Source organism: Corallococcus sp. CA041A (assembly GCF_003612075.1).
Lineage (GTDB): Bacteria > Myxococcota > Myxococcia > Myxococcales > Myxococcaceae > Corallococcus > Corallococcus exiguus.
In genome coordinates, this window is the sequence record NZ_RAWF01000001.1 from 60,689 (window position 1) to 86,757 (window position 26,069).

The following is a 26,069-nucleotide window of genomic DNA, read 5'->3' on the forward strand; positions in this document are numbered from 1 at the left end:
CCCTCTCATTTCCAAAGTGCCTGGAGCCGGCTTCCATGAGCGAGAGCAATGACGTCACGCGGCCTTCGTCCTCCGCATCGGTGCCTCCCCCCGGGGCCCCCGAGGCTGGCGCGGCCCAGACACTCGCCCAGAACGTGAGCACCCTCCCCGCTCCCGTTCCCCAGGCCAGCGCCGAGGACGATGCTCGCGAGCGCATCGCGTCCATGGAACGCGAGGCCAAGGCGCTCGCCACCACCGAGCCGCAGACCGCCGCGCTCCTCTTCCATGAGGTCGGCCTGCTCTGGGAAGAGCCGCTCAAGAACCCTCGCAACGCCGCCGTCGCGTTCCAGAACGCGTACAAGCTGGCGCCCCGGTTCCTCGCCAACATCCGCGCCGCTCGCCGCCTCTTCGCCGACGTCGGCAACTGGCAGATGGTCGTGCAGCTCATCGACGCGGAGCTCATCGCCGCCGAGGACCCTCGTCAGCAGGCGGCCCTCCTCTTCGAGAAGGGGCAGATCCTCGAGGAGCGCCTGTCCCGCGACAACGACGCCGCGGATGCCCTGCGCCAGGCCCTGGACCGCAAGCCCACCGACGTCACCCTCCTCACCCAGCTGGAGTCCGTCTACGCCTCGCGCAACGACGCGGGCGCGCTGGTGGAGATCTACCGGCTGCTCGCCACCGCCGTCGTCCCGCCGTCCCTGCGCGCCCACTACCTCACCTCCGCGGGCATGCTCCTGGAGGAGCGCCTCAAGCAGAAGGACGCCGCAGCCGCTGCGTTCCGCGAGGCCTTCGCGCTCGACCGCTCCGACCCGCTGCTCCAGGCCGCCGTGAAGCGCGTCGCCGAGCGCGAGGGCCGCACCGACGAGCTCCTCTCCGCCCTCCTCTCCGAGGCCGAGGGCCAGGGCTCCCAGGGCGCTCCCGCGTACCTCCACATCGCCAAGGTGCATGACCGCCTGGGCCGCAAGGACGACGCGCTGTCCGCGCTGCTCGCCGCGCGCCGCGTGAGCCCTCATGAGCCGCTCGTATTGAACGCGCTCGCTGGCATCTACGAGACCCAAGGCCGCTTCGAGGAGCTGGCCGACGTGCTGCTCGCGTGGGTGGGCTCCATCAACGACGAGAGCGAGCTCGTCGCCATCAACCTGCGCCTCGCCGCGCTGTACGAGGACGACCTCAAGCGCGACCAGGAGGCCGCCGCCCGCTACCAGGCCATCCTCGCCCGCATCCCCAGCCACGCCGCCGCGCTCGCGGGCCTGGGCAAGCTGTCGTACCGGATGAAGAACTGGGAAGGCCTCGTCGCCGTCTTCGACGCGGAGGTCACCGCCGCCGAGGACGCCAAGGGCAAGGCCGCGCGCATGTACAAGGCGGCCGAGATTTTGGAGGAGCGCCTGAGCCGCCAGGAGGACGCCATCGCGCGCTACAACGCGTGCCTCCAGCTCCAGCCGGGCTACCTCCCCGCGCAGAAGGCCCTCACCCGTCTCTACGAGCGCCAGGGCCGCTTCGCGGAGCTGGTGTCGATGTTCGAGCAGGACCTGCTCCAGACGTCCGACCGTGATCAGGTCATCACCACGCTCAACAAGATGGCGGTCATCTACGAGGACCGCCTCGGGGACCTGGACCACGCCATCGAGTGCATGAAGCGCATCCTCGACCTGGCGTCGGATCACCTGCCCACGCTGCGCAACCTGGCCCGCCTCTACGAGCGCGCCGGACGCTTCCGTGAGCTGCTGGAGACCAACGACCTGGAGGCGTCGTTCGCCGGGGACACCAAGCAGGTCCTGTCGCTGCTCCACCGCAACGCGGAGATCCTCGACGAGCACCTGAAGGACCGCGTGGGCGCCATCACCGCGTATGAGCGCGTGCTCGCGCTGTCGCCCTCGTACCTGCCCGCGCTCAAGGCCCTGGGCCGGCTGTACGCGCAGGACACCCGGTGGGAGAAGCTCATCGACATGTACCGCGCGGAGTCGGAGATCTCTCCGTCCACCGACGCGGCCGCCGCGCTCATCTACAAGATCGGCGAGCTGTACGAGCATCGCCTCAAGCAGGAGAACGAGGCGCTGGCGTCGTACCAGGAGGCGCTGATGCTGGCGCCCAGCTACTTCCCGGCGCTGCGCGCGCTCGCCCGCATCCACCGCGCCCACGAGGCGTGGGAGAGCCTGGTGGAGGTGCTGCGAGCGGACGCCGCCAACCGCACGGATCCGCTGGAGCGCGCCAACGCGCTCTATCAGGCCGCCGCCATCTGGGAGGACCAGCTGGGCCGCCCGGAGCTGGCCATCGAGGGCTACCAGGAAGTCCTTCGCCTCACGCCGGGCCACGCCGCCACGCTGCGCGCGCTGGAGCGCCTGTACGTCGCGCAGGACAACGTGAAGGAGCTGGTGTCCATCCTCGACCGCGAGACGCAGGTAGGCCAGACGCCCTCGGCCAAGGTGACGGCGTACCTCAAGCTCGCGCGGCTGTACCTGGACCGCTTCCAGGAGCCGTCCCGCGCCGCGCAGTGCTGCGAGTCCGTGCTGGGCCTGGAGGCCGGCAACCTCACCGCCCTCATGCTGCTGGAGCGCATCCGCGTGTCGGACCGCGTCCGCCGCGCGGAGCTGCGCGCCCGCATCGCCGAGCGCGTCACCGACACGCGCCTGTCCAGCGCCCTGCGCATCCTGGCCGCCGCGGATCAAGAGAAGGGCCCGCCCTCCGAGCGCACCCTGGAGGTCTACCAGCGCGCCTTCGACGCCGACCCCACCGACGCGCGCCTCGCCTTCGGCCTGGAGCGCGTGCTGCGCCAGAGCGGTGACACCGCCGGCCTGTCGCGCATGTACGGCATGCGGCTGGCCGTCACCACCGACGCCACGGAGGCGCTGGAGCTGCTCCTGCGCGCCGCCGAGCTGGCGGAGAAGAACCCCGACCAGGAGCAGGCCGCCGCGCTGTACCTGCAGGCGCTGGAGCTCCAGGCGCAGTGCCTCCCCGCGCTCCAGGGCGCCCGCCGCGTGGCCCTGCGCCGGGGCGACTTCGCCACCGCGCGCACCATGATGGAGACCGAGGCCCGCGCGAGCCGCGACACCAAGAGCGCCATCGAGGGCTTCGTCGCCGCCGCGAAGCTCGCGGCCCAGAAGCTCAATGATCCGGACGGCGCCTCGGCCCTCTACCGCCTGGCGCTGGAGCGCGACCCGCTGCACCCGGGCGCGGCCACCGGCCTGGAGGAGCTGCTCGCGCAGCGCGGCGGTTCCTCCGACCTCGCGGCCCTGCACGAGCGGCGCGCGGAGGCCCGGCTCGCGCAGCGCGACGTGGAGGCCGCCGCGGCGGCGTACGTCACCGCGGCCCGGCTGCACAACGTGGCCCTGGGTGACCGGGCCCGTGCGCTCGAGGTGCTGGAGAAGGCCCTGGCGGCCAAGCCCGGCTTCCCCGACGCACTGGAGACTCGCGGCTTGCTCCTGCTGGAGGCGCAGCAGTACGCGGAGGCCGCGCAGATGCTCGGCCAGCGCGTGCAGCAAGGCGGCGACCCTCGGGTGCTCGCGCAGCACCACCTGACGCTGGGCGCGCTCTACCAGCAGCACCTCAACGACCCGGGCCGCGCGGCGGCGCACCTCCAGACGGCGCTGGCCACCCTGCCCCGCCACCCGGAGGCGCTGGAGCGGCTGGCCACGGTGTACGCACAGGGCCGCAACTTCGGCGGCGCGGTGGACTGCCTGCGGCGGCTGTTGGATCAGGACCTGCCCAACGACGCCCGCGCGCGCTTCACCGTGGAGCTGGCGCGCATCCACGAAGAGGGCCTGGGCGACGTCGCCTCCGCCACGGCGCTCTACAAGAAGGCGCTGGAGCTGACGCCGGGCGAGCCCGCGCTGGTGGACCGGCTGGTGGCCCTCTACGAGCGCCAGCGCAACCTGCCGGAGCTGGCGCAGATGCTGGAGGCCCAGGCCGCGGCCACCGTGTCCACGGACGTCAAGCGCGCGGCGTCCCTGCGCATGCGCGTGGCGAGCTTCTACGCGGGCCCGCTGACCGAGCCGGCTCGCGCCACCGTCATCTACCGGCAGCTCGTGGAGCAGGATCCGCAGAACCTCCAGGCGCGCGCCGCGCTGGCGGATCTGTATGGCCGCGACATGGCCAGCTTCCCGCTCGCCATCGAAGAGCACCGTCAGATCCTGCGGCAGGACCCCGCTCGCGTGGACAGCCTGCATGCGCTGTTCAAGCTGTGGGATGCCCAGAAGCAGCAGGACAAGACGTTCGCCGTCGCCGCGGTGCTGACCTTCATGCGCGCCACCAACGAGGTGGAGCAGGCCTTCTACTCGGAGGCCCGCGCCCGGCAGCCGCAGGAGCCGCGTGAAGCGCTGCCCGCCGCGGACGTGGACACCGTCCTCATGCACCCGGCCGCGCGCGGCCCGCTGACGGACCTGCTGCGCGCCATGGGTGAGCACCTGGGCAAGGTGTACCCGCCGCAGTTCGAGATGCTCGGCGTCAACCCGAAGCAGGACAAGCTCAAGCCGGACTCGGCCGTGTTCAAGGCCGTGCGGGCGGTGGCGCAGACCTTCGGCGTGGAGGAGTTCGAGGTCTACCTCGCCCGGCGCGGCATGCTGCAGCCGGAGACGACGGAGCCCCTGTCCCTGTGCGTGGGCCAGGACGTGGTGCGCCGCTTCAACGCCCGTGAGCAGAAGTTCCTCATCGGCAAGGCGGTGCTGGGCCTGCTCAACAAGACGGCCGTCCTCTCCAAGCTGTCCCAGGGCGAGACGGTGGACCTGTTCGGCAACGCCATCCGCGTCCACGCGCAGCAGTTCAACGGCCTGGGCCGGCGCAACGACGAGATGACGAAGCAGCTCAAGAAGGCCTTCAACCGCAAGGCGATGAAGGCCTCGGAAGGCCCCGCGCAGACGCTGTCCGAGCAGTCGAAGATCGACGTCGCGACGGTGGTGGACGCGCTCGGCTTCTCCGCGGACCGCGCGGGCCTGCTCGTCTGCGGCGACCCGTCCGTGGGCCTCACCATGGTGCTGCGCGAGGATCCGAACGTGGTGGCCAACCGCCAGGACAGCACCACCGACGACATCCTCAAGGCGGTGCGCGAGCGCGCGGACCTGAAGGCCCTGCTGTCGTGGCTGCTGACGGACGACTTCTTCCGCCTGCGTCAGCGCATCGGCCTGTCGCTGTAATCGCGCTACTCCCGGCGGACCAGCGAGTCCGCCGGGAACCCCGCGAGCAGCCGGCCCACGGCGTCGTCCACGTGGGCCCGCTCCGGGGCCTCCACCGTCACCTTCACGCGGTAGTCCATGGCCGCGTCGAAGACGGGATAGGAGCCGATGGCCACGTGGGGCATGTCCAGCGCCACGCGGTCCAGCACGGCGGCCAGGGCGCTCTCGCCCAGGTTGAAATACAGGTTGACCAGGTGCACCGGCGTGCCGCTGAGCCGTGAGAGCACCGTCTCCAGCTGCAGCCGGAAGAGCTGTGGCACCCCGGGCAGCAGGAACATGTCCCCCACTGTCAGCACCGGGAACCACATGCCCGGCTGGGCCAGGAGCACCGCGCCCTCGGGAGCATCCGCCAGGCGCAGCGACTCCGGCGTCACGGGCGACGTGCCCGCGCGGGCCTGGATGGCCGACACCATCTCCGGCAGGCGCACCACGGGCCGGCCCAGCGCGAGCGCCACCGCGCGCACGGTGACGTCGTCATGGGTGGGGCCAATGCCGCCGCTGGTGAAGACGTAGCGGGCCTTGCGCCGGGCGCGGGACACCGCGTCCACGATGGCGTCCACGTCGTCCAGGATGGTCTCCACCGAGACGAGCGGGATGCCCAACTCCCGCAGCCGCTGGATGAGGTGGGGGCCATTTTCGTCCTTCACCTTCGCGGTGAGGACCTCGTTGCCAATGATGATCGCCGCCGCGCCGGTCCGCTCCATGGAGCCGGGGAGTCTACTCCAACGGACCCCGGGGGTGGACTCACGCGGTGCGCTGTCCCGGACCCGTGCTGTCCTGGAGTCAGCAAGGGGGGACGGACATCCTGCGCGCATGGACTCCACCGAGACCCGGGACGCGATCCGCGCGTCCGTGCGCGCCCTGTGCAACCGCTTCCCTCCGAAGTACTGGCGCACCCTCGACGCGGAGCGTGAATACCCTCACGACTTCGTCAAGGCCCTCACGGAGGCCGGGCTGCTGGCCGCGCTCATCCCCGCGGAGTACGGCGGCGCGGGGCTGGGCCTGCGCGAAGCGGCGGTCGTGCTGGGGGAGATCAACCACTTCGGTGGAAATGCGTCCGCGTGTCATGCGCAGATGTACGTGATGAACGTGCTCTTGCGGCACGGCTCCGCGGAGCAGAAGCAGCGATACCTCCCGGAGCTCGCCGCGGGCCGTCTGCGGCTCCAGGCGTTCGCGGTGACGGAGCCGAACTCGGGCTCGGACACCACCGCCATCGAGACGACGGCGGTCCGGCGCGGCGACCGCTACGTCGTGAACGGGCAGAAGATCTTCATCTCGCGCGTGCTCCAGTCCGACCTGATGTTGCTGCTCGCGCGGACGACGCCCCGCGCGGAGGTACGCAAGAAGACGGACGGGATGAGCGTATTCCTGCTCGACCTGCGGAAGACGCAGGGGATGGAGGTCCGGCCCATCCGGACCATGCTCAACCATGCGACGAACGCGCTGTTCTTCGAGAACGTCGAAGTGCCCGTCGAGGGATTGATCGGCGAAGAGGGCAAGGGCTTCTCGTACATCCTGGATGGCATGAACGCGGAGCGCGTGCTCGTAGCCTCGGAGGCCATCGGGGATGGCCGCTGGTTCATCGAGAAGGCCGTCACCTATGCGCAGGAGCGCTCCGTGTTCGGCAAGCCCATCGGAGCCAATCAGGGCGTGCAGTTCCCCATCGCGAAGGCGCACACGGCGCTCACGGCCGCGAACCTGCTGACGGAGCAGGCCGCGACGCTCTTCGACGGGCACCAGCCCTGCGGGGCCGAAGCGAACATGGCGAAGTACCTGGCCGCCGAAGCCGCCTGGGAGGCCGCCAACGCCTGCATGGACACCTACGGCGGCTACGGCTTCGCCGAGGAGTACGACGTGGAGCGCAAGTTCCGCGAGGTGCGCCTGTTCATCAACGCCCCAGTGAGCCGGAACATGGCCCTGTCATACATCAGCCAGCACGTCCTCGGGCTGCCCCGCTCGTTCACATAGCGCCGGGCGGAGCGTCCCGGCCTTCACGGACGTGGACCACGACCTTGCCGATGGCGCGTCGCTCCGCGAGGGTGAGCAAGCCGTCGGCGGTCCGATCCAGGGGCAGCCGGAGGGTGATGCGCGGGAGGATGCGGCCCTGCGCGTACCAGGCGAAGAGCTGCTCCATGGTTTCGCGGAGCGCCGCCGGGTCGTGGTAGCGGAAGTAGCGCAGCGACGACCCCAGCACCGCGCGGTGTTTCACGAGCAACCTGTGCGCGGGGATGCTCGGGGCCTGTCCCGCGGCGAAGCCCACGAGCACGTAGCGGCCTCCCCACCCCAGCGTCGAGAGCGCCGGGTCGAAGAGCGGACCACCGACCGGATCGAAGCAGACGCTCACACCGGAGGCCCCCGCGGCGGAGAGGACCTGCTCCTTCCAATCTCCGTCAGCGTGACTGATGACGTGGTCCGCGCCCGCTTCACGAGCGATGGCGAGCTTGTCCGGAGTGCTCGCGACCGCGATGACGATGGCCCCCAGCGCCTTGCCCAACTGCACGGCCGCGAGCCCCACGCCCCCACTGGCGCCCAGCACGAGGAGCACCTCCGACGGCTTCAGGTGGGCGACGCGGATCAGCGCCAGGGCGGTGCTCACGTAGGCGCTGGTCAGCGCGGCGGCGACGTCGAAGGAGACGCCCGCCGGCAGCAGGAAGGTCTCCTTCACGGAGGCCACTGCCTGCTCGGAATAGCCCCCGTGCCACAGGATGGCCACGACGCGGTCTCCGGGTTGAAAGCCCGAGCCTTCGGGGGCGCTGGCGATGGTGCCCGCTGCCTCCAGGCCTGGGACGAAGGGCAGCGCGGGCCGGGTCTGATAGGTCCCTCCAATCATGAGGAGGTCGGCGAAGTTCACGCTGCAGGCGTGCACGTCGATCATCACTTCGTCGGGCTTCGGAACAGGCGCGGGGACCTCCGCGAGGGTGAGCTGCTCGGGCCCGCCCCACGTCCCGCAGACGATTGCGCGCATGTCATCACTCCTGGATGGAAGGGGCCGAGAGGCTTCGCCAGAGGTCGTCGTTCGCGGGCAGGTCCGACGCTTCGGTCACCAACTGCTCGAGCTGCTTCGGGCTGCGCGCGCCGACGAGGATCGACGTCACGAAGGGACAGTGCACCAGCCACCAAGTGGCCAGGCCCGACGGTGACAGCGCGTGGGCCGCGGCCTTCGCCTTGAGCTGTTCGACGCGAGCCGCGTTCTCCGGAGTCCAGGCCTTCGAGTAGAGGTCCCTGCGCTGACCGATACGAGTGCCTTCCGGAATGTCACCCGCGATGGAGTACCTGCCGCTCAGAAGGCCGCCCGCCAGCGGCGAAAAGGGCGTGTACTGGAGCCCCAGCTTCGCGCAGGACTCCAGTACGCCGTTCTGTGCGTCATCCTGTTCAAGCAGGTTGAAGCGGTTCTGGACCCAGCCGAATCCCACCGGGCCGCCCGAGCGCGGAGCAGCACAGCGCCAGAGGTCGCTGGCGGTCACGTTCGACAAGCCGAAGCGTCGGACCTTGCCCGCCCTCACGAGGGACTGGAAGGTGTCCAGGACGTCGTCCCACGGCGTGGCCGGATCCGGAACATGCGCCAGATAGAAGTCGAGCGTGTCGACGCGGAGCCGCGCGAGCGACCGGTCCACCTCCGCGAACACGTGCTTCCGCCCGAGCCCGCCGCGAAGGCCCACCTTGGACGAGATGAGCACCCGGTCCCGCATCGAGGCGCCGCGCGACGCCAGCCACGCGCCGATGATGGCCTCACTGGCTCCGTCCGCGTAGGTGCTCGCCGTGTCGATGAGGTTGATCCCCAGCGCCACCGCGCGATCCAGGAGCGCATGCGCTTCGGCTTCGGTCTCCCCCTGCCCCAGCAGCTTCCGGGAGCTTCCGATGCCCCCGAAGTTGGCCGCCCCCAGCGCGAAGACCGACACGTCGATGCCGCCCAGCTTGCGGTAGATCACGTCCGCCACGCCTCCGGAAAGGGCAACGCCAGGTCCCCCTCCCCCGCGCCGGAGGAAGCAGGCTGGCCCAGCAACGTGAAGTGCGCCGTGTAGGTCGCGGCGGGTTCGCCCTCGTCGATGAAGACCTGCGACGTCGCCGTGAGCCGCACCTTGCCGCCCTGACGAAGCGTGTCGGCCTCCAGCCCGGGCAACGTGTCACAGCGGGCCCGGTAGTCGCACGTGATGGGCCGGTGGATGGCGACCTCACAGCGGCGAAGGAGGATCTGCACGGCGAGCCGCTCCGCCCACGCGGCTCGAACGAGCAACAACCAGGGCGCAAGCCCCGCGGCGGTGAACACCCCTGGACCGAAGGCCGTCCCCCGGTGGTTGAGCGAAGGCCCCAGCGGCGCAGCGAGCACGATGCGTCCGGGCTCGAACGCCTCGAAGTGGATCCCGAGGAACTTCGTCATCGGGATCCGTGCATGGAGTTCCATGGCCAGCCGCACCAGGACATCCTCCCGAGCCTCAAGGGGCGGCCTGTTCACGGCCAGTTCCTCCTGAACAGTGTCGTGCCCTGCGCGGGAAGCACTGTCTCCAGATGGAACCACGCCGCCTCCCAAGCCTTGATGCATGAGGTGCTTTGCTCCTCGTTCGCGTGGAGGCTCATGTTCCCGGCGCCTGAAGGTCGGGCCCGGCTTCGAGCACGACGTGGTAGTGGGTGCCTCCGCTTCCCGCCGCGTTGACGCCCGCGAAGCGCGCCTCCTTCAGCTCTCGCGGCTCCGTGAGGACGCGGAGGTTGTCGGCCGCGCCAACGATCGGGGTCGTCACTCCCAGGGTCGCCGGCATCCGCTTCGCGCCCAACGTGAACAGCGCCTTCATCAAGCTCGCGGCTCCGGCGGCCGCACCGGTGTGACCGATGTTCGGCGTGACTGCTCCCAGGGGCAGCGGCCTGGCTCGCGCGGTACCGAGCGTCCGTCCCAGGGCCGCAAGCTCCGCGCGGTCGCTGGCGGGATGCCCACTGCCGAAGCACTCCACGAACGCGAGTGCGTCCGCCGACACATCACACCGTGACCAGGCGCGCCGGATGGCCAGACTCATCGCGGGCTCGGAGACGAGCCCGTGGTCCTCGGGCGTTCCGAACGCGCTCCCCACCGCACGGATGATCCCGAGCACCGGCTCCCCCCGCTCCCGCGCGTCCGACAAGCGCCGCAGCAGGCACACCGTGGCGCCTTCTCCAGGCAGATACCCGTCGGAGGCCGCATCGAACACGGTCGGTGTGTCCCGTTGGGACAGAAGCCCCATCGCGCCTTCGTCGGCCATGCGCGTGACTCCGAGCCGCATGTCCGCGGTCGCCCAGAACACCGCGTCCGCATCACGCGACGACAACCGGCCGCATGCGACCTCCAGGCCACCCATGGACGCCGCCGCGCCTCCGGCTTCGATGGCGCAGGTCGGTCCGGTCAGGTCGAACGCTCGGGCAATCCTCGCCGCCATGAAGCTGGGAGACAGGTTGAACAGGCTGCCTGCCCACAGTTCCGGCAGGTCGATCGACAGGCGCTTCATCGCCGCGCGCACGGTCCGGGCCACGCCCTTGGGGTCCTTCCCCGTCTCGCGCAACACGCGCTGGAGGTGCTCCTCCAACTCCGGCAGACGTGCAGCGGCGACCTGAAGCAGTCCGTACTCGCTGCAGTGCTCCGCGGAGACGACCACCGGGATGTTGCTTCCCCGTTCGATGGAGACCTTCGCCGCCGCGCTTCGCGCCAGGTCCACCAGCAGGTAGTGGAGCGGATCATGCCGGAGGATGTCGGCCGGCCGTTCGTCGTACTGGCTGGCGTTGCCCGTGAAGCGGGATGCGTCCAGGTCCAGTGGAGCCCCGAGCCCGAACGGCAGCCTCCGGAAGGCCCGGCGTCCATGGAGCAGGTTCGTCCACAGCGTGGCGAGGTCGGGAGCATCCGCGAACGCACCAGCCATCCCGACGATGGCGATGGGCTCGTCGCTCCTCGCGAGGCGCCTCCGCGTACCTCGCAGCAACGCCTGGGCTCGCGCAGGGGAAGGCCGGTCCTCCACCACCGCGTGGTAGTTCTGGCCTCCGCTCGCGATGGCGCTGACGCCTCCGATGCGCGGCTGCTCGCCCGCTGGCCACGACCGGGCGGTCTTCTCGACCTCGATGAGCCCTCCCGCTTCGAGCAGGCTCCGGGGCTTGTCCCCATGCACCGGGCCCGGAATGGCGCCGGACTCGAACAGGGCGAGCAGCGCGATCAGGTTCGCCAGCCCCGAAGCCTCCTTCGCATGTCCCAGGTTCCCCTTGATCGACATCACGGGCACCGGAGACGCGGGTTGAGCCGCCTCCCCGTGCGCCTTCAGTGCACGATCAAAGACCTTCGCCTCCACGGCGTCACCGGCCCGCGTCCCCGTGCCGTGCGCGAGGATCACCCCCAACTCCCGAGGCTCCACGCCTGACTGGTCGAGCGCACGCTCCACCGCCAGCCCATGGCCGCGCGGATTCGGCACCAGCATGTACGCCTCGGCAGCGCCGTCGTTCGCCCCACCGACGCCGCGGATCACACCGTGGATGGGGAGCCGTTCCTGCGTCGCCCGTTCCAGGCTCGTGAGCACCAGCAGCACCACGCCGTCGGAGATGACCGTGCCGTTCCCCTTCTGGGCGAACGGGAAGCAGCCCTCGGACGACAGGAGGCGTGAGTTCGAATAGAGGACCTGGTTCACCGTGTCGACGTAGGACAGCGCACCCGCGATGGCCCACGGCGCTCCCATCGCGAGCTCCCGCGCCGCCAGTTCGATCGCGGCCAGACCGCCGGTGCAGTTTCCATCCACGAGCAGCGCCTTCTCCGTGGTGCCCAGCGCCTCCGCGATGGCGCTCGCGAGCCGATGCGTGGCGCGCTCCCTCGGGTCCTCCACGAAGGCTGGCCCGAACGAGTCCCGGAGCGACTGGCGCACCTTCCAGGTGAGGTCCATCAGCTCCTGATGGGAGAACTCGTTCGGATGCGCGCCGTGCACGAGATACGGCTGGAGCTGGCCCGCCACGGCCAGCACCGCGGCGTCGTAGAGGCCGTGGCCACCACCGCGTGAATGCGCGAGGAACACCGGCACGGGCTGCCCACCCAACGAGCCAGGCTCCAGCCCCGCCGAAGCCAGGGCCCGGTGCGCCGTCTCCACGACCCACCGCCGCGGAGAGGCGTCCTCTACGACTCCGCCCAGCAGCGTGGAGGTTCTTGCCGCGCCCACGGACGCTGACGGGTCCAGATACAGGGACCGGGGAATGCGCTCCTCCGGCCACTGGCCATACGTCGTCTTCCCGCCGTGAAGCACCTCCGCCAGCTCATCGAGTGTGCGAGCGCCAGGCAACGCAAACGCAAAACCAGAGATCGCCACCGGCGCGATCCCATCCAGTTTTCCTTTCCGCATTGCCAATCAATGTAAGACCATGATCCGGACGCGTCCACGACCAGCTGAATCACACACATCCCTTCCGACCCAGCGAAACCCTACCCAACGCATGCAAGAGGTTGCGCCAGAGAGAAGCTATCGGCCTCCCATGAGCGTCGTTCCGGGCTTCGACAACGGCTGATACACTCTCAAGCTGCGCGCCCCATTCAAAACACCGTCAACGGCAAATTCCAGGACGAGTTGACGCCAGGATTTCGCATCAGTATATCAAGACAGACATCGCGGCCCATTGATCAGCCATTGGCTGCCGCCCCATTCCCCTCATCCCCTGGACAGCCCATGAAAAGACTCGATCCGAGCCGTCTCAAGGATTCGTTCATCAATGTCTCCACCTTCCCGGCGGACCTGGGTGAAGGCCGCTCGGCGGCTCCGGCCGGCGCGCTGCTCGACGCCGTGGTGGAGGCCGTGGAGAAGAAGAACGGGTTCGCGGTGGTGTTCGGCGTGAACAAGCTGCTCGCGGATCGCGGGCTGGACATCCACACCGAGTCCGGCGCCGCACTGGCCCGCGACTACCTGGAGGGCGTCTTCCGGGCGATCGCGCCGCGCTTCGATCTGACCCGCTACAGCCCCACGCCCATCTCCTACGACCGCGTGGCGAAGATGGACGTGGACGGCTTCAACAAGAACCGGAACTTCACGCCCAACAGCGACCACACGGAGAGCCGCGAGTTCGTCACCACGAAGTGCGTCCACTTCGACTCGGCGACGCCGTTCATCGCGAACCTCTACGGCCCCAACCAGAACATCAGCGGCGGCATGCCGATGATCTGCGACACGCGCCGCTTCTGCCAGGACAAGGGCCTGGATCCGCGCTCGCTCATCGAGAACATCCCCAACAACTACAACGTCGCCGTGAAGGCGGAGTTCTCCGACGAGATCCTGCGCGACTACTCGTTCGCGCTGAAGCTCGACCTGGAGAACGACATCGTGATGATCGTCCTCCACAACGAGGTGGTGGGCGGGCTCGCCCACGCGGCCACCCAGCCGTCCCTCACCGACGCGAGCAAGGCCGCGAAGCGCCCCATCCGCCACGTCGAGTACCAGGTCGCGGGCACCGACGACCTCAGGCGCTGGTACGACTACTACGGCCTGTCGCTGGAGAAGGCGACGAACCACAAGGACGACGCCAACATCACCCGCTTCGTCAGCGGCGAACTCAACCCGTACCCGAACGTCATCGAGGTGCGGGCATGACCTCGAGACAGCACGCGGAGCGCAACGCGGCGGAGATGAAGGACCTGCTCGCGTACCTGGACGCCCGGCCCTGGCCGGACGGCTATGAAGCGGCACGGGTCCACTACGATTCGCTCGGGCTGCCCGTCGCCACGGACATCGGAGTGGAGCCCGTCAGCGTGAACGGCATCCGTGCCCAGTGGCTCACGCCACCAGAGTGCGATCAGGACCGCGCCCTGCTCTTCCTGCACGGCGGCGGCTTCGTCTTCGGCTCGCTCGTGAGCCATGGGCACATGGCCGCGGAGATGGCGCGGCAGGCTCGCTGCCGGGTGCTCCAGCTCGACTACCGCCGGGCACCGGAGCACCCCTACCCGGCCGCGCTGGATGACGCGACCAGCGCGTACCGCTGGCTGCTGGAGCGTGGGTTCAAGCCGGGCCACATCTCCATCGCCGGAGACTCCGCGGGTGGCGGCCTGGTGGTCTCCATGCAGGTCAACGCACGGGCCCAGGGCCTTCCGCTCGCGGGCGCCCTGGTGTGCATCTCCTCCTGGTTCGACCTGGGCATCCACGGCGACAGCTACACGTCGCGCGAGAAGGCGGACGCGCTCGTCCAGCGCAAGGTGGTGGAGGAGGTCGCCCGGCACTACCTCAACGGGCAGGACGCGCGGCAGCCCACGATTTCGCCCATCCACGCGGACCTCACCGGCTTCCCGCCCCTGCTCATCCAGGTGGGCGAGCGGGAGCTGCTCTTCAGCGACTCACAGGCGATGGCGAAGAAGGCCCAGGCCCAGGGCGTGGACGTCACGTTCGAGGAGTGGCCCGACATGGTCCACGTCTGGCACCTGCACTTCCACCGCCTCAGCAGCGGCCGCGAGGCGCTCCAGCGCATCGGCCAGTTCGTGACCGACAAGACGGGAGCGCGGAAGTGACGACGCCCAACGACGCGGTGATGGGCCCGCACCTGCACCGCAACAACCAGAAGATGATCCCCGCGAGTGAGAGCGCCTGGGCCGTGGCCCGGGAGTCGAACATGCTCAACATCCGCGTGGAGGCGGTGGACGGCCAGAACCGCCTGCGCGAGGTGGACACCGGGCACGAGTTCGCCAACCTGTGCTCCTGCTCCTACCTGGGGCTCAACAGCCACCCGGACGTCATCCAGGGCGGCATCGACGCGCTGAAGCGCGAGGGAATCACCGGCCTGTCGATGGCGGAGTTCCGCATCCGGCTGGGCCTGATGGAACAGCTGGAGGAGCAGCTCGCGGACCTCTTCGGGGGGCCGGTGCTGCCCGCCGTCACCTCCAGCGCGCTCACGGCGGCCATCCTGCCGGTGCTCGGGTCGGGGCACCTGACGGACAGTGAGCCCCTGGTGATGGTGTTCGACAAGTTCGCGCACTTCTCCATGGCGTTCGTGAAGCCCATCGTCGCGGACGAGACGCGGGTGCTGAACTGCCCGCACAACGACATGAACTACCTGGAGGACGTCTGCCGGAAGTATCCGCGCGTGGCGTACGTGTGCGACGGCGTCTACTCCACCGGCGGCGCGACGGACCTCCAGGCGCTGCTCACGCTCCAGGAGAAGTACGGCCTCTTCCTCTACCTCGACGACTCGCACTCGCTCTCCACGCAGGGGAAGAACGGCGAGGGCTACATCCGCTCGCGGCTGCGCGAGATGAACGACCGCACGCTGATCATCGCCTCCATCGCCAAGGCGTTCGGCAGCACGGGCGGCATCGCGATGCTCGGCTCCCGCAAGCACTACGACTTCCTCTACCGGACGGGCCCCATGGGCTGGTCCCAGAGCCTGCGGACGGCGGCCATCGGCACCTCCATGGGAAGCATCCAGGTGCATCGGAGTCCGGAGCTGGCGAAGCGGCAGGAGCAGCTCCGCCGGAACATCGCCCTGTTCGACGAACACATCCAGACCGAGCAGCGCGGCGACGGCCTGCACATCAAGGTCGTGGAGGTGGGCGAGCAGGACAAGGCCGTGAAGCTCTCGCGCGAACTCTACAAGCGAGGCTTCTACTGCTCCGCGGTCTTCTTCCCCATCGTGCCCGTGGGGAAGGCGGGCATCCGGCTCATGCTGCGCGGCGACCTGCCCACGGAGAAGGTCCAGGCGTTCATCGGCCACCTGAAGGAAGTCCTCGCGACGCTGTAGGCGGGGAGCGCGCGATGGCTGCCTTCCTATCCCACGATGTCGTCACCGCGCACGGGAACCTGCCCCGGCTCGTGCGCGAGCTGGAGGCGGCGCTCACGGAGGGCCTGCATGAGCGCATGCAGGTCCCGCTGCGCGTCGCGGTCCCCTCCTCTTCCCGGCACGCCGCGTTCGTGTCGATGCCGGCCGTGTCGGAGCACCTGGGCCTCTACATCAACAAGGTGGCGACCCTCTTCGAGCGGTCCGCCACGGATCCGCTGCCCACCATGAACGGCGTGGTGGCGGCGTTCTCCGCGCGCACGGGAGAACTGCTCGCGCTGCTCGATGGCGCGGCGGTGACGGAACTCAAGTGCGCCGCCGTGTCCGCGCTCGTCACGGACTTCTGCGCGCGTACGGATGCCCGGACGCTGGCGGTGGCGGGCACCGGGGCGCAGGCCCGGCAACAGGTGCTGGCGGTCCGCGCGGTCCGTCCCATCCAGGAGGTGCGGCTCTGGGCGAGGAACCCGGCCCGGAGTGACGCGTTCGCCGCGGAGTTGCGCGCGTCCCTGGGTGAAGTGGTGCACGTCGCCGCCTGTGCGTCGCTTGACGAGGCCATCCGTGGCGCGGACGTGATTGGCACCGCGACGTCGTCGAAGACGCCGCTGGGGAGCTTCGAGGCCCTCTCCCCCAGCGTGCACATCAACTGCATGGGCGGACACACCGTGGAGGCCCGGGAGGTGCCGCTCGAACTGCTGTGCACGTCGACGGTGATCGTCGAGGACCTGGCCACCGCGCTCGCGGAAGCCGGGCCGGTGCACGCCAACGCCATCACCCTGAGGCAGCTCGTGCGGAGGGACAGTGGTCCCCTGCGCTCGAGCCGCACCGTCTTCAGCTCGACGGGACACGCCTTCCTGGACGTCCTCACGGTCGCGCACGTGCTGCGTGAACACGAGCAGAGCCATTGAACCTGGAGGAGCACATGATGAAGGAGTTGCCGCGAATCGATTTGACGTCCGCGACGCCAGGGTCCGAAGCCGAGCGCCGTGCGGCGTTCGAGATCGACCGCGCCTGCAAGCAGGTGGGCTTCTTCACCCTGAGCGGTCACGGCATCGCGCCATCGGTCTTCGAGGACGCCTATGGCCTCTCTCGGGCGTTCTTCCGTCAGCCGCTTGAGGCGAAGAACCAGTGCCGGTTGAAGTCCGGCTTCACCATGGCCGCGGACGACTACACGCCCTACGGCTACAGCGGCATGTTGGAGGAGAACGCCTACGCGTACATGGGCCGCAAGGGGCTCCCCAGCGACTACGTGGAGAAGTTCAGCGTGGGCCGGCTCATCGAGGACGACAGCGCGAGCCTGCCGTTCTGCGAGGACGCGCAGGGCCAGAGACTGCGCGCGGCGCTCAAGGCGTATTTCCGGGAGTGCGAGGCGCTGACGGCCCGGCTCACGGAGCTGTTCAGCATCGCGCTGGACCTGCCCCGGGACTTCTTCGCCAAGAAGACCTCCGCGTCCACCGACTCGCTGCGCTCACTGCTCTACCCCCAGCTCAGTCCGGAGTTGTTCAACGACCAGGGCATGGGCGAGCACACGGATGGGACGCTGTTGACGGTGCTGGCGCAGACGGGCCCTGGCATCCAGGTGAAGGAGCGCGGAGGCGCATGGATCACCCCCACGCTGGAGCGGCGGGATCACCTCATCGTCAACATCGGGGACCTGATGGCCCGCTGGTCCAACGACGAATACGTGTCCACTCCACACCGGGTCGTCCTGTCCGGAGGCGAGCGTCAGTCCCTGGCGTTCTTCAAGCTCGCCAACGACGACGCGCTCATCGAGTGCTTCCCGAAGTTCTGCAAGGACACGCCCGCGAAGTACGAGCCCGTCGTCTACAAGGCCTTCTCCCTCCAGAAGATGAACGCGCTGTTCGGTGTCGAAGACGCCGGACGCACCTGAGGCCCACCCATGATCGGTGCATTCAACGAAGCGTTCCTCGCCGCCCTGGAGGAAGGATGGTCGCCCGAGCGTGATGCCAGGGCCCACGCGAGCACGATCGCCGCCATCCACGACCTGGACTCGCCCATGTACGAGAAGAGCCAGTTCGCGCACCCGCTCCTCTTCAGCGAAGCGGAGTTCCAGGAACTGAGCCGCGCGTGCCGCGCCTTGCTTTCCGCGCAGCTGAAGCTCATCGGCCACCTCATCGACACGCGCTCGCGGGAAGGCCTGTTGGACCTGCTGCGGATGCCCCGGCGGCTCGTGGACTTCATCCACTGGGACAACCTGCGCCACGGCGACGCGACGATTGGCCGGATGGACGTCGTGCCGACGCGGCAGGGCTACTTCTTCTGCGAGTTCAACATCTTCCCCGGCGTGGGAGGAGGCGAAGCCTACGAAGGCTCCCGCGCGACCACGGAAGCGCTGGGCTTTCCCAAGGCCGGGTTGATGAACAGCCCATTGAGGGACCTTGCCGTGCTGTACGCGGAGGAGTGCCGCAAGCGGGACCTGCGCCGGGTGGTGATCCTCGACTCCACCGGCCACGCGCAGCTGGGGTATCCGCGTCAGGATTACCTGAAGCGGTACTTGGAGGAGCTGAACCCGGGCATACCGGTCCACATCCTCGACGAGGTCCGCTACCCAGAGGCCTGGCTGACGCGTGAGGAGGGCGAGCGCACGCTCATCCACCGCATGTTCACCTACGAAGAGGTGACCGACGGCTTCGCGTTCCTGGAGAAGCTCTGGGCGAGCGGCGCGGTGCTCACCAACGGCTTCGAACCGGAGCTGCGGATGAGCAAGCGGTTCCTCGCACTGCTGTGCGAGCCGGGACACCACCCGCTCTTCAGCGACGAGGAGGTGGCCGCCATCCGGAGGTACCTGCCCCACGCCTTCTCCCTGTCAGAGGAGAACCTGGCGGACGCGCTGCGCGACAAGACGGGGCTGGTGTTCAAGATCGACGACAGCAGCTCCTACGGCGGCAGCGGCGTGCTGATGGGGGTGGACTGGCCCGCGGACGTGCTGGAGCAGAAGCTGCGCGAACCGGGCATCGAGCGGTGGATCTGCCAGCACGTCGTGGAAGCTGAGACCGTCCGGCTGCGCGCGGCCGGTGACTCAGCCCCGGCGGAGTATCGGCTGGTGCTGGGCTTCTACTCCTACGGCGGAAAGCCCAATGGCTTCCTGGTGCGCGGCAGCCGCACTTCGAAGGTGGTGAACATCACCAGTGGAGGCAAGCTGGGGTGGGCGTTCGTCGTCTCCGAGAAAGGACGCCAGGCCTTCATCCGTCACGCGCGAGGTCGCGCGGAGGACGTCACTGCAAGGAGTGCATGAACCATGGCGGCGAACCTCATTCTTCTGGGCGCGAGGCAGTTCATCACGGAGCGGGCGTGGCAGCTGGGCCTGCGGCCGTTGGTCATCCAGCAGCCGGGGCTGTCCGATGATCACGTGAACCGGCAGTCCGACCGGGTCCTCCTCATGAGCTACGACGACCCGGCGCTCATCCCCATGTTGAAGGCCGCGCACGAGGTGACTCCATTCGTGAGCGCCATCACCGTAGCGGAGGAGGCGCTCATCACCTGCGCGCGCATCAACGAAGCGCTGGGGCTGCCCGGAACGCCGTTGGAGCTGGTGGAGAAGACGCGCGACAAGCCGACCATGCGGCGGGTGCTCGACTCCGGCGGGTTCTCGCCCATGCAGTGGGCCCCGGTGAAGACGCGGGAAGAGGCCGTCACGTTCGGCGAGCGCCAGGGCTATCCGTTCATCCTGAAGCCCGTGGACGGAGTGGGCAGCATCGACGTGCGGCTCGTGCGCTCCGCCGCGGACCTGGAGGGCGTACTGAACGGCCGAGCGTCATGGATCGCCGAAGAGTACCTGGACGGCCCCGAGTACTCCGTGGAGTGTTTCTCCTTCGCGGGCCGCCACGTCATCCTGGGCATCAACGAAGAGACGAAGAGCACGGACCCCAACGGCAGCGCGTTCCTGGAGGTCGCGCACCAGGTCCCCGCGCCGATGAGCCCGGAGCGGGACCGCGAGGTGCGCGACTTCATCCGCAGCTTCCTGGACGTGCTCGGACTGAAGGATGGACCCTCGCACACGGAGCTGAAGTACACGGCGCGCGGCCCGCGCATCGTGGAGACGCACACGCGGCTGGGAGGCGACCGCCTGTGGGACCTGGTCCGGCTGACCACGGGGCATGACCTGCTGGACATGACGCTCCAGTGGGCCATGGGGACGCTGAAGCCCCTGGAAGCGGATCCGGTGCCCCGAGGCGGCGCGGCCATCCAGTACTTCACCCCGTCCCCCGGCAAGCTCAAGCGCATCAACGGCGCGCTGGCGCTGAAGCGGCTGCCGGGAGTGGTGGACATCTCGCTCGCGGTGGAGCTGGGAGGCACCATCCGTCAGGCCCTGAAGTCAGAGGACCGCGCGGGCTATGTGCTCGCCTACGCGGACACCGTGCAGCAGGCGCAAGCCGTGTGCAGCGAGGTCACCCAGCGGCTCGTGTTGGAGACCGCGTAGACTCTGCGCTCTCCGGCGCGGCGGTGGGATTCGACGCCGCGCCGGGCGGTGCGAAACTCTCAGCAGAATCGTGCCCTTACCGCGCAGCCGTCGCGGGGCGCGCGAATGCCCAACTCCGCCAACGTCGCCCGCCTGCCGCATCAACTCCTTCAGCCGGAGCGGCGTGCTGAGCCTCTGAACCGGGTCAAGGCGCTGCACGTCCGCCGATCTCCGGAAACCGCTCATAGGCCCGCAGGAGCGAGTCCACGTGAGCGAGATTGTCCAGATCGAGCGGCGCGTCGGTGAGCTGCACGACCCACCCGCCCGATGCCGTGCGCCGCGCCCGTGAAAGCAGGTCCGCATCCCGAGCCATGTCTGGGAATCCGACGGCCCGTGCGGCAGCGGCAGACCAGTAGTTCAGCCACCCAAGAAAGTGCGGAATCTCAGGCGTGGACCTGTCCCATGGGAGCTTGAGCGACGGCAGTCCGTGGGGCGGAACGTGCGGCTCATCACCGGGATGCCGGAACTGTTGCGCCACGATCCCACCATAACCGCTCGGCGTCGCATGCCCCCATACCGCGTGAGCGCCCTCCGCTACACCTGCAAGCACATCGACAGCCCCCGCGATGCCGACTGCGTCTAGTGGCAGGTCCGCATGGATTTCAAAATGCGGCGGGCCCCCTGCGGCAAGACCGTTTGGGTTTTCCAGTCCGGCAACCGTCACGGGCTGGTTATCATCGTCGTTGCAGAGGAACGGAAACCCTCCGTTTGTCGTGTTGGCCGCGAGCCACTCGTCGCGTTGAGGCAATGCGATGAGGCCTTCCTTTTCCGACATCGTCCACCCCAAGCGCAAGCCGGGCAGCGCACGTTCCATGGCATGAACAACCGCGACCGGGCGGACATCCTTGTCCTTGAGCGCAGGCGCGTGGGCGATAACGATGAGGGTTCTATGAGCGGCCGTCATTTCAACACCAATCCATGACAACAACTTTCAGGGTGGGATCTTCGTCGAACAGCACCGCTTTATGCGCGGCACTTCGCACTCCAATGACGAAGTTGTACCCGCAGTCCCTTGCGAGCCTGGCTTCGCGCCGCAGCTCAGGCAGCTTCATCCTGACAAAGAACCGCTGAGAGCGTGGCGGCTGTTTTTCAAAGTCATCCGTCTTGACATCCCACAGCGTGCGACTGGTGAGCACCAGTCCATCAAAGTTCTTCCCATTGACGAGCACATCCCAGCCGGGGAAGCTGTTGTTGGGAATCCTGTCAGCGCATTCGTTGTGTGGATCATTACCGCCCAAATGCCGCACCGGGATGGGCCTGCACTCGGAATCGCGCTCGCGATCTGGTGAATCGGGCGGCACTGGGGGAACCCAGTCCTGCCCCGCTGGATCGGGCTTCAGCTTGGGCTTGCGTTGCACTTCAGCTAGCCGGGATGCCTCCTTCGTTCCTTGTGAGGCCCCTGCTTCCTCGGGATAGGAGTGGCGGAGTTCATATGCATCCATCGCTTCATTGATGGCGACGCCGACCACCACCACGCCAAGCACGATGACGGCGCCCACGGCAATCTCCGGAGCCGCCAGCACACAGAGACCGAGTCCCACGGCTGCGGCATCCGCTGAGGCGATCGCGCATCTTCCCGTGGCGTCGTGGAACTCGATTCGGTCATGGTCGAGGGTTCGGTAGCACTTCTCCACCAGCACGGGCCAAGGCTGGGAAGCTTCGCGGACGACGCACTGTCCCCCGTCAGTCCACGGCAGCTTCGCTGCTCGCTGGAGGTTGGCGAGCCTCGGGTTCCGCACCGTTCGCTCATTTCGGCCCGGCGCCGACGTAGCGCAGGCCGAGAGAACGAGCAGAAGTGCGATGCAAGCTCGGAGTCGCATCAGGATCACGTCCTTTCAATCAAGCGCGATGCTGGAGGTCAAGGCTCGCCCGCCCGGAGGATGCCGGCACGCGCAGTCGTCGATGGTGTTCGGAGCGCACCTGCGGTGGAACAGAGCACCTCACGGCCATCGAAATGACGATGCACTACGCCCACCTGAGCCCTGACAACCGATGGGCGGCGGTCAACGTCCTGGATCGTCCGCTGGCTCCGGCGTGCGTCGTCCCCGTTCGCGAAGGTGATGTCAGACCCATGTGCCATCATCCGTGACTATCTGCTATTCCTCGTTTGAGGGCTTGTTCATGGATGCAGCGGAGAACGCCGAAGACCTCTTCCACTCGACCATCCACCTGGCGGACCTGCTCTATCCACATGCGGAGCGACTGGGAGAGGGCACATCCGAGGAGTGGAGCTTCTCGCACCTGGACACCCGGGCGCGGGCACTGGGGACGTGGCTGCGGACGCTGAACGCGGCCGGCGAACGGGTGCTGCTGCTGTATCCCCCGGGCCACGAATACATCGTGGGGTTCATGGGCTGCCTGTACGTGGACGCCATCGCGGTGCCGTGCTCCCCGCCGGATCCTTCCCGGCTGGACAGCGCCCTGCCGCAGCTGCTTGCCATCGCTCGGGATTGCGGCGCGCGCTTCGTGCTGACGACGAGCAGCATCCTGGAGATGTCCCCGCGCCTCACGTCGGAGACGCCGGAGCTGGGTGAACTCCATTGGGTGGCCACGGACATGGTGCCGCCGTCCCTCGCGGAGGACTGGACGCCGCCAGCCCGGGCGCAGAAAGCCTTGCCCTCCGTGTCCATGGACGTGCCGCTGCTCGACACGGACGAACGGTACATGCTGCTCCCCGAGTCGAACGGCCCGACGCCGGCGGATGACTCACGCTGCCTCCCCGCGCAGTTCCGCGCGCAGGTGGCTCGCACGCCGGACGCGGTCGCGGTGGCGGCGGAAGATGAAACGCTCAGCTATGCGCAGCTGGATGCGGCCAGCGACGCGCTGGCGTGGCACCTGCGCGAGCACGGCGTCGCTCGGGACGTGCGCGTGGGTCTGTGCGTGGAGCGCCCTACCCGCCTGGTGGTGGCGATGCTCGGCATCCTCAAGGCAGGCGGCGCGTTCGTTCCGTTGGATCCGGACTGCCCGCGGGAACAGCTGGCCGCAAGGATGGAGGACTCACGGGCGCGGGTGCTCGTCACGGAGTCCCGCTTGGTCCCGTCCCTGCCCGCGGACGACGTGTGCACCGTCCTGCTGGACTCGGAGGACGCGTTCGAGCTGGACGTGCTGGGGCCGCCGCGCGCGGGCTCGACGCTGGACGACCCTGCCTACGTCCTCTACTCCTCCGGCAGGCCCCAGGGCGTGAGGGTGACGCACCGGAGCGTGGCGGACTTCTTCAGCGCCATGGACGCACGGGTGGGCGCGGCGCCCGTGGGCACTTGGCTCGCCGTCAGCCGCATCTGCTTCGACAGCTCCGTGCTGGAGCTGTTGTGGACGCTCGTCCGCGGCTTCCGCGTCGCGGGAGCACCCCACCCTCGACAGCCGGGGCTCAGCGCTTGCGCGCGAGCAGCCGCCGCACTTCCTTGAGGCACGCTTCCGTCACGGCCTCCACGGACAGCTCACCGTCGATGTGCACGATGCGCTCGCGCTTCGTGCGCAGCGTGATGGCCTTGAGGTACTGCTTCGCGATCCGCCGCTGGGCCTCGTCCGCTTCGAACAGCTCCGCGGGGCCTCCGCGCACGGCCCGGCGCTTCGCCGCGACCTTCGGATCCACGCCCACGAACAGCGTCAGGTCCGGCGACACCGCGTGCGCGTTCACCGAGTCCACCCACGCCATGGGCAGGCTCGCGCCCTGGTACGCCAGCGAGGACAGCACGTAGCGGTCGCACAACACCACCTTGCCCTCCTCCAGCGCCGGCAGCACTCGCGCGTGCAGGTGATCCGTCCGGTCCGCCGCGAACAGCAGCGCCAGGGTCTCCTGCGCCAATGGCCCGCGGCCCTGCGGCAAGCCCAGGCGGCCCGTGAGCGCCTGGCGCAGCATCGTTCCCACCGGACCGTCGGATGGCTCGCGCGTCGTCACCACCGCGTGCCCGTCCGCCCTCAGCGCGGACGCCAGCCGCTCCGTCTGCGTGGTGGTGCCCGCTCCGTCCAGGCCTTCCAGCACGATGAATCGCCCCGGCAGGGCGACCTTCCTGGCGGCGCTCACCGGGGAAGGAGCGCGGCGGGGTTGTCCAGGTGCAGCTCGCGGCGCAGCGCGAGCAGCGCCTCGTACTGCTGCAGCTCCTCCACCAGCACCGCGCGACCCTTTCGGTAGCTGAGGAAGCCGTACGCCAGCAGCCCCAGCGCCAGCAGCGCGGCACCCCAGGCCAAGAGCGGCGTGCGCAGCGAGTCGTAGAACAGCTTCCCCGCCGCCCCTGAAATCAACATGAAGGCGATGACGGACACACCCGCGTGGGTGAAGTGGGTGGTGCTCTGGCGGGTCGACAGGCTCTCCTGCAACTGGTCGAACCGGGCCCGCTTGTCCTGCTGGATGTCTGCGCTCACGGAGCCGAGCACCCTACATCACGTGCCCCAGCCCGTCGAGTCGTCCGCCGGGCAGCACCCACCTACACAGACGCGCAGTCACAGCTTGCGCTCATCCCAGCCATTGAACGGACGCACGCTCGCTCCCCGAGCATGGCTTGCCACCCCACCCCCCTCGCGTTACATGCCGCGAACCATGCCTCTCCACGTCGTCAGCAGGATGAGTTCCCCCGACATGAGCCGTGACTCCGAGTTGAACACCATCGAGGAGGCCATCCGCGACATCCAGGCTGGCAAGTGCGTCATCGTCGCCGACGACGAGGACCGCGAGAACGAAGGCGACCTCATCATGGCCGCCGAGCTCGCCACCCCGGAGATGCTGGCGTTCATGGTCCGCCACACCAGCGGCATCATCTGCCAGCCCATGCTCGCCGAGCGGCTCGACTCGCTCCGCCTGCCCCAGATGGTGGCGGAGAACACCGAGTCCCACCGCACCGCCTTCACCGTCTCCGTGGACTTCCGCCACGGCACCACCACCGGCGTCTCCGCGAGCGACCGTACGAAGACCATCCGCGCGCTCGCCGACCCGAACACCACCGCGGACGACTTCCTGCGCCCCGGCCACATCTTCCCGCTGCGCTACCGCGAAGGCGGCGTGCTGCGCCGCGCGGGCCACACCGAGGCGGCCGTGGACCTGGCGCGGCTCGCCGGCCTGCAGCCGTCCGGCATCCTCTGCGAGCTGGTGAAGGACGACGGCACCATGCAGCGCATGCCGGACCTCAAGCAGTTCGCGCGCGAGCACGACCTCAAGCTCGTCACCATCGCGGACCTCATCGAGTACCGCAGCCGCAAGGACCGCCTGGTCCGCCGTGAGTCCGGCCAGAGCGTCGTGCGCACCCGCCACGGTGAGTTCACCGCCCTCACCTACACGTGGACGCCTGACGGCGCGAAGTCGCTCGTCCTGGTGAAGGGCGACCCGTCGAAGGTCCAGCCCGCCCCGCTGGTGCGCCTGCACGGCGCCTGCGCCCTGGGCGACGTGTTCGGGTCACCGGATTGCAAGTGCAACCTGCTGCTGGACCGCGCGATGGAGAACGTCGCGCGCGAGGGCACGGGCGTCATCGTCTACCTGCCCGGCATGCACGGCAACGACTTCGGCATCCACCACAAGCGCGCGGGCGACGGCAGCAACGCGTCCGTCAGCCGCGCGGCCAACGAGTCGCGCGACGTGGGCATGGGCTGCCAGATCCTCACCGACCTGGGCGTGAGCACCATGCGCGTGATGTCCAACACGGACATGACCTACCGGGGCCTCTCCGGCTTCGGTCTCACCATCGAGTCGCGCCTGTCGCTCGACGTGGAGTAGCGCCCCC

20 protein-coding genes are annotated in these 26,069 nt (G+C 68.8%); 11 read left to right on the forward strand and 9 right to left on the reverse strand.

Annotation, left to right across the window (positions count from 1 at the left end; genetic code table 11):
• Nucleotides 1-35 precede the first annotated feature (35 nt).
• Nucleotides 36-5,105, forward strand: a complete 5,070-nt coding sequence (locus tag D7V77_RS00105; protein WP_120574215.1) for a tetratricopeptide repeat protein — start codon at nucleotides 36-38, stop codon at nucleotides 5,103-5,105.
• A 5-nt stretch (nucleotides 5,106-5,110) separates the two neighbouring features.
• On the opposite strand, the gene D7V77_RS00110 is transcribed toward D7V77_RS00105, so the two are convergent.
• Nucleotides 5,111-5,848, reverse strand: a complete 738-nt coding sequence (locus D7V77_RS00110) for a molybdopterin-binding protein (RefSeq protein WP_120574216.1) — start codon at nucleotides 5,846-5,848, stop codon at nucleotides 5,111-5,113.
• 109 nt (nucleotides 5,849-5,957) lie between these two features.
• Here D7V77_RS00110 and D7V77_RS00115 point away from each other — a divergent pair, with 109 nt between their 5' ends.
• Nucleotides 5,958-7,112, forward strand: a complete 1,155-nt coding sequence (locus D7V77_RS00115) for an acyl-CoA dehydrogenase family protein (RefSeq protein ID WP_120574217.1) — start codon at nucleotides 5,958-5,960, stop codon at nucleotides 7,110-7,112.
• Here the strand turns inward: D7V77_RS00115 and D7V77_RS00120 are convergent.
• The 4 genes from D7V77_RS00120 to D7V77_RS00135 all read right to left on the reverse strand — a co-directional run bounded on the left by D7V77_RS00120 (nucleotide 7,105) and on the right by D7V77_RS00135 (nucleotide 12,475).
• Nucleotides 7,105-8,109, reverse strand: a complete 1,005-nt coding sequence (locus tag D7V77_RS00120) for an NADPH:quinone oxidoreductase family protein (protein ID WP_120574218.1) — start codon at nucleotides 8,107-8,109, stop codon at nucleotides 7,105-7,107. The genes D7V77_RS00115 and D7V77_RS00120 overlap by 8 nt on opposite strands.
• Before the next feature lie 4 nt (nucleotides 8,110-8,113).
• Nucleotides 8,114-9,082 carry an aldo/keto reductase gene (locus D7V77_RS00125; protein WP_120574219.1) on the reverse strand — a complete coding sequence of 323 codons (969 nt, stop codon included), beginning with the start codon at nucleotides 9,080-9,082 and terminating at the stop codon, nucleotides 8,114-8,116.
• A complete protein-coding gene (locus tag D7V77_RS00130; RefSeq protein ID WP_158624234.1) occupies nucleotides 9,070-9,597 on the reverse strand; it encodes a YiiD C-terminal domain-containing protein in 528 nt (175 codons plus the stop codon). The genes D7V77_RS00125 and D7V77_RS00130 overlap by 13 nt, the downstream gene beginning before the upstream one ends.
• Nucleotides 9,598-9,715: 118 nt before the next feature.
• On the reverse strand, nucleotides 9,716-12,475 hold the full coding sequence (locus tag D7V77_RS00135) for a polyketide synthase (RefSeq protein ID WP_120574221.1): 2,760 nt from the start codon (nucleotides 12,473-12,475) through the stop codon (nucleotides 9,716-9,718).
• A 321-nt stretch (nucleotides 12,476-12,796) separates the two neighbouring features.
• On the opposite strand from D7V77_RS00135, the gene D7V77_RS00140 reads away from it, so the two are divergent.
• Genes D7V77_RS00140 through D7V77_RS00170 form a run of 7 tightly spaced genes read left to right on the forward strand, consistent with a single transcriptional unit; the run spans nucleotide 12,797 to nucleotide 20,319 of the window.
• Nucleotides 12,797-13,711, forward strand: coding sequence for a hypothetical protein (locus D7V77_RS00140; protein WP_120574222.1), 915 nt, complete (start codon nucleotides 12,797-12,799; stop codon nucleotides 13,709-13,711).
• Entirely contained in the window at nucleotides 13,708-14,619 is a 912-nt protein-coding gene (locus D7V77_RS00145; RefSeq protein WP_120574223.1) for an alpha/beta hydrolase, read from the forward strand. The genes D7V77_RS00140 and D7V77_RS00145 overlap by 4 nt, the downstream gene beginning before the upstream one ends.
• Entirely contained in the window at nucleotides 14,616-15,845 is a 1,230-nt protein-coding gene (locus tag D7V77_RS00150) for an aminotransferase class I/II-fold pyridoxal phosphate-dependent enzyme (protein WP_199733711.1), read from the forward strand. The genes D7V77_RS00145 and D7V77_RS00150 overlap by 4 nt, the downstream gene beginning before the upstream one ends.
• A gap of 14 nt (nucleotides 15,846-15,859) precedes the next feature.
• The gene (locus D7V77_RS00155) at nucleotides 15,860-16,786 is read left to right on the forward strand and encodes an ornithine cyclodeaminase family protein (protein WP_120574224.1); all 927 of its coding nucleotides are present in this window, start codon (nucleotides 15,860-15,862) and stop codon (nucleotides 16,784-16,786) included.
• A 14-nt stretch (nucleotides 16,787-16,800) separates the two neighbouring features.
• The gene (locus tag D7V77_RS00160; protein ID WP_120574277.1) at nucleotides 16,801-17,769 is read left to right on the forward strand and encodes an isopenicillin N synthase family oxygenase; all 969 of its coding nucleotides are present in this window, start codon (nucleotides 16,801-16,803) and stop codon (nucleotides 17,767-17,769) included.
• 9 nt (nucleotides 17,770-17,778) lie between these two features.
• Nucleotides 17,779-19,134: a hypothetical protein gene (locus D7V77_RS00165; protein WP_120574225.1), complete on the forward strand. Its 1,356-nt coding sequence runs from the start codon at nucleotides 17,779-17,781 to the stop codon at nucleotides 19,132-19,134.
• Between the two features lie 3 nt (nucleotides 19,135-19,137).
• Nucleotides 19,138-20,319 carry an ATP-grasp domain-containing protein gene (locus D7V77_RS00170; protein ID WP_120574226.1) on the forward strand — a complete coding sequence of 394 codons (1,182 nt, stop codon included), beginning with the start codon at nucleotides 19,138-19,140 and terminating at the stop codon, nucleotides 20,317-20,319.
• 184 nt (nucleotides 20,320-20,503) lie between these two features.
• On the opposite strand, the gene D7V77_RS00175 is transcribed toward D7V77_RS00170, so the two are convergent.
• Both D7V77_RS00175 and D7V77_RS00180 read right to left on the reverse strand, forming a co-directional pair.
• The gene (locus tag D7V77_RS00175; RefSeq protein ID WP_120574227.1) at nucleotides 20,504-21,262 is read right to left on the reverse strand and encodes a DUF5953 family protein; all 759 of its coding nucleotides are present in this window, start codon (nucleotides 21,260-21,262) and stop codon (nucleotides 20,504-20,506) included.
• Nucleotide 21,263: 1 nt separating this feature from the next.
• A complete protein-coding gene (locus D7V77_RS00180; RefSeq protein WP_306770429.1) occupies nucleotides 21,264-21,998 on the reverse strand; it encodes a DUF6310 domain-containing protein in 735 nt (244 codons plus the stop codon).
• A gap of 481 nt (nucleotides 21,999-22,479) precedes the next feature.
• Between D7V77_RS00180 and D7V77_RS00190 the strand changes: the two genes are divergently transcribed.
• Nucleotides 22,480-23,763 carry an AMP-binding protein gene (locus D7V77_RS00190; RefSeq protein ID WP_147451935.1) on the forward strand — a complete coding sequence of 428 codons (1,284 nt, stop codon included), beginning with the start codon at nucleotides 22,480-22,482 and terminating at the stop codon, nucleotides 23,761-23,763.
• On the opposite strand, the gene tmk is transcribed toward D7V77_RS00190, so the two are convergent.
• Complete coding sequence (gene tmk, locus D7V77_RS00195; RefSeq protein WP_120574229.1) at nucleotides 23,726-24,382, reverse strand: dTMP kinase; 657 nt, start codon at nucleotides 24,380-24,382, stop codon at nucleotides 23,726-23,728. The genes D7V77_RS00190 and tmk overlap by 38 nt on opposite strands.
• Nucleotides 24,379-24,720 (reverse strand): hypothetical protein, encoded by a 342-nt coding sequence (locus D7V77_RS00200; protein WP_233596525.1) that lies wholly within the window; start codon nucleotides 24,718-24,720, stop codon nucleotides 24,379-24,381. The genes tmk and D7V77_RS00200 overlap by 4 nt, the downstream gene beginning before the upstream one ends.
• 214 nt (nucleotides 24,721-24,934) lie before the next feature.
• Between D7V77_RS00200 and ribB the strand changes: the two genes are divergently transcribed.
• The gene (ribB, locus tag D7V77_RS00205) at nucleotides 24,935-26,062 is read left to right on the forward strand and encodes a 3,4-dihydroxy-2-butanone-4-phosphate synthase (RefSeq protein WP_120574231.1); all 1,128 of its coding nucleotides are present in this window, start codon (nucleotides 24,935-24,937) and stop codon (nucleotides 26,060-26,062) included.
• Nucleotides 26,063-26,069: the final 7 nt, after the last annotated feature.